Origin of the sequence: Sphingomonas sp. FUKUSWIS1 (genome assembly GCF_000733135.1) — a bacterium.
Lineage (GTDB): Bacteria > Pseudomonadota > Alphaproteobacteria > Sphingomonadales > Sphingomonadaceae > Sphingomonas > Sphingomonas aerolata.
In genome coordinates this window covers 50,204-54,170 of the sequence record NZ_JPJC01000235.1, presented here as the reverse complement: position 1 = coordinate 54,170, position 3,967 = coordinate 50,204, and the positions used below count along the sequence as shown (strand labels likewise).

General features: G+C 62.4%; 4 protein-coding genes and 1 pseudogene. 4 read left to right on the top strand and 1 reads right to left on the bottom strand.

The genetic code is table 11. The annotated features are described in order from the left end of the window. Window positions 1-480, bottom strand: a pseudogene (locus sphsw_RS14755) (hypothetical protein); the annotation flags it as partial. A 105-nt stretch (window positions 481-585) separates the two neighbouring features. On the opposite strand from sphsw_RS14755, the gene sphsw_RS14750 reads away from it, so the two are divergent. The 4 genes from sphsw_RS14750 to sphsw_RS14735 form a co-directional block, all read left to right on the top strand. Continuing rightward, window positions 586-1,398: a hypothetical protein gene (locus sphsw_RS14750; protein WP_031441288.1), complete on the top strand. Its 813-nt coding sequence runs from the start codon at window positions 586-588 to the stop codon at window positions 1,396-1,398. Window positions 1,399-1,647: 249 nt separating this feature from the next. Beyond that, on the top strand, window positions 1,648-2,163 hold the full coding sequence (locus sphsw_RS14745; protein ID WP_152555518.1) for a hypothetical protein: 516 nt from the start codon (window positions 1,648-1,650) through the stop codon (window positions 2,161-2,163). A 362-nt stretch (window positions 2,164-2,525) separates the two neighbouring features. Beyond that, entirely contained in the window at window positions 2,526-3,293 is a 768-nt protein-coding gene (locus tag sphsw_RS14740; RefSeq protein ID WP_031441286.1) for an SDR family NAD(P)-dependent oxidoreductase, read from the top strand. Then, window positions 3,290-3,967, top strand: a 678-nt coding sequence (locus sphsw_RS14735; protein WP_042467414.1) for a glycosidase, incomplete at its 3' end; no start/stop codon positions are given. The genes sphsw_RS14740 and sphsw_RS14735, both read left to right, overlap by 4 nt.

Below are 3,967 nucleotides of genomic sequence, written 5' to 3'. Positions count from 1 at the left end.
GAGCCGGTCCGCCTCGCGCAACCAAGCCCGCGCCGGTGCCGCGTCGGGCACCCAATCGCCGCTCTCCGCCGCCGACGCCGGGCCGGCGGCGCGTCGTCGCGCGGGAAGCCGCCATTCGCCCGACCGGATGCGTTCGACCACCATCCAGACCACCGCCGCCGCGATTCCGGCAAGCAGGGTCCACAGCAGGATGCGGGCATAGGGGGCGTCGGGCATCAGGTTCGCCAGCCAGAGCAACAGCCGCCCGATCGGCCTGAACAGATCGGCGAGCCAGCGTCCTAGCGTTTCCAGCCATGCCGGCGGCTTGGGCAGCGGCGGCGGGCGGGTCAGACCGAACTGGATCGACGGGTCCGCCCTCAGCGCGGCATGCGCCGCAGCCAGTCGATCGGCCCCCGCCGCCGGATCGTGTCCCGAAGCCCCGATGATACCCTCCCAGCGATGATAAGCCGTCCCCAGACCCGACTTAGCCGGATCGGCCACCGGTGCAATCTGCCATTCGCCTCTCGCGTCTCATCCGGCATGATCCAACTGGACAGCGCGACGTTCGCTCGCCACCATCATCGACAGGGACTTGGGGGAACAACAATGGCCAGCCACACGATCGCCGAGCGGAGCCACGGGATTTCCGTGGGCAACGTGTTCGGGCGCAGCGCGAACGTCATCAAGGCCAATCCGCTGGCGACGCTCGGCACCTGCTTTGCCCTGGTCGCGCTGCCGTCGCTCCTGCTCGGCCAGATCGGCCTCGGCGCAGCGGTGTTCCAGAATTTCCAGCAAGGGCAATATGCGCTGGCCGGAGTCTACGGACTCATCGTCGGCTGGCTGTGGCTGATCGCCAGCGGGGCACTGATCCAGGCGGCGGTTGCGCATGACGAGGGACGACCGGCTAACCCGCGCGAGATGCTGCAGGTCGGCGTGTTGCGGTGCCTGCCGCTGTTCGCGGTCTATGTGCTGATGCTGCTCGGCCTATGGGTCGGCACGATATTCCTCGTCGTGCCGGGTATCATGCTCGCCGTCATGTGGTCGGTAGCACTGCCCGCGATCGTCGCGGAGCGTCCGGGCGTGTTCGGCGCTTTCGGCCGCAGCCGTGCCTTGACCAAGGGCGCGCGGTGGCACGTGTTCGGAATCTTGCTGTTGGCCTTCGTCATCTACATGCTCGCCTCGATCGCGATCGGGGTCGGGAGCGTGGCAGGCTATGGCTCGCTGGGTGCCCTCACCGGCGGGGGTCAGGTCCAGATGCCGGTGCCGACCCAGCCCTCGTTCGTCGTCCAGCTGCTGCAATCGATCGTCACGACCGTCGTACTGACCTGGTTCACCACGGTCGGCGCCTCGCTTTTCATCGAATTGCGCGACTGGAAAGAAGGCCCCGACGCCAATCGGCTCGCCGACATCTTCGCCTGACTTCAGCATTGCGGTGACTGTTTGCGAACGAAGACCCAGAACCAGACGTTCACGCCCCTTCCCTCGCATCCCAACTTCAGACGCTGGTTCATCTTTGCGAATGACCGATTTTGAAGCCCGGCTATCCACTGCCGAATGTCGTGATGGGGAAGTAAGTCCTTCGATCCGATAGTTAAGGTAGCACCTATGCGCTCACCCGCATCGTCGCTACCCCCGTACCCACGAGCAGGAAAATTCGAGGAGCGTGTGATGCGTCATCATACTTTATTGGCGGCGATAGCAGTTGCCATGTTGAGTTCTACCTCAGGCTCAGCGAGCCCGGCGCAAGCTGTGGTTTCGGGCATCTATGAACTGGACACTGCGCAAAGTGACAACGCTTTCAAAGTGATCGATAGCGCTACCGCCACCATTTCCGACGACAAGCGCCCTCGTGTTCGGATGAGGCTCCGCAAGTCCATTGCGGTGAATAGGATTAGAATTTCCACCGGAGGAGGTCGAGTCGGCCTCGCCTATGATGCCAAAACACCTATCGTAGTTTGGATAGGCGGAGATCCGATCACTTGGAAGCTCATCCCGGAGCTTGTTTTCGATGTATCGGTAAAAGCTGATGGTGGAACCGTCGCTCTGACATTCCGCGGCGACGACAGCGAGCGAACCTCAAAATACCATACTGTCGGCCAGGATTTGGTGGAGAATACCACCATCATCAGTCCACTGCTTTCTACGCCGATCGTCTATAAGCAGGTCTTTAAAAAGACCAGCTGACCTGATCTACGAACAGACCTCTGACAAGAAGCCGTTGAACGGTCTTCGTCGCATAGACGCGGATGCCGGTTGAGATGGTCTGCCTAGCCTCTACTTCTCGGCGCGCCACGACTATGATCGAACGGCAGCAAATGGGTGATTACCCCCTGCCCTACGGCTTCCTGCCAGACCAAGTCCCGGTCAGTCACAGGTCAATCGCCCCTTCATGAAACCGGACGTCCATTCATCGGCGATAAGTGGGCGTCCAGAACCCGAGTTACCCAGTTTGAAATACTCGCGCTCCCGCCGCGCAGGCGAAGGGTACTTTATGGCAGCGAATTCATGCAACTCGAGGTCACGCCGCAGGTTCAGCGGTGATGACCATGTTCGACAATCAGATTGCTATCGTCACCGGCGGTGAATCCGGCATTGGCGCGGCCTGCGCCAAGGTGTTGGGCGACGCCGGGGCCCGCGTTGTGATCACCTATTTGAGGGATGCCGCCGCGGCGCACGCGGTCTGCACCTCGATCGGTGGGTCCAACCGCGCGATCGCGGTGCAAGTTGATGTCAGTGATGAAGCCGCGGTCGAACGACTGTTCGCGGAGGCCGAAAAAACGTTCGGCATGGTCAGCCTGCTGGTCAATTCGGCCGGATTGAACATGAGCGGCGTGATGCTCGTTGACATGGAACTTACGCAGTTCGACCGGGTCATCCGTTCCGATCTCTACGGTCCGTTACTTACCTGCCGACGAATGGTGCGCGCGCTCGAGGCAAAGAACGCGACGGGGCGGATCGTCAACATATCGTCGATTCACGAACGCGCGCCGCGACCGGGCGGCGTCGATTACGACTCAGCCAAGGGTGGCCTGTCGCAGTTGACGGCCACGCTTGCACTAGAGCTCGCGCCGAAGGGCATTGCGGTGAATGGCGTCGCGCCTGGGATGATCCTTACGCCGATGAATCAATCCGCACTGGATCATCCGGACGAGCTGGCGGCGAAAGAGGCGGCAATCCCTTGGAAGCGCGCCGGTCGGCCCGATGAGGTCGCGGCGCTGGTCGCTTTCCTGCTGTCGCCGGCCGCGGACTATATCACCGGCACCACGGTAACGATCGACGGCGGGCTGTCATTGACTGTGGCGCAAGGCGCATGACGATCGCCTATGCGGTCGAGCAGCTCGACACGGTAACTATCTCCGCTACGTCTGTGATCGACGGCATGGACATGATGAGCCCGTTCGTCTGGAGGGAAGGCAATCTCTACCGGATCATGGTTCGCGGCGTGCCGCATCCGCTCGGGCCCTGCGATCCGACCGGTATCATTGCGCGCGGAGAGAGCCGCGACGGGCTGGCCTTCACTATGGATCCGGGGCTCGCAATCACACCCGGGCCGGGTGCTGAGGACATGGGCGGATGCGAGGATCCAACCGTGCTCGTGGCCGGCGACGAATATCTCGTCTATTATACTGGCGTGGACGCTGCGCGCGCGCAGGGATGCATGATTTTAGCTGCGGGGCCCGACCTGACCGCGCTGGTCAAGGAAGATCTGGTGCTGAAGGCACCACCCGGCGAAGGCAATATCAAGGAAGCGACGCTCGCACAGACTGCGACCGGAGATTGGCGCCTATTTTACGAATATGCGGCAAAGGGCGCGTCGCGGATCGGCGTGGCGGGCGGGCCGACCCCGAAGGGTCCTTGGACTGTCCTCCCCGACCCTTTCGGCATCCGCGAGGACAGCTGGGACAATTGGCATCTGTCGACTGGGCCTATCTGGCAGTCGGCGGGGCAAGATCCGGTGATGTTCTACAACGGCGCGACGCACGACGCG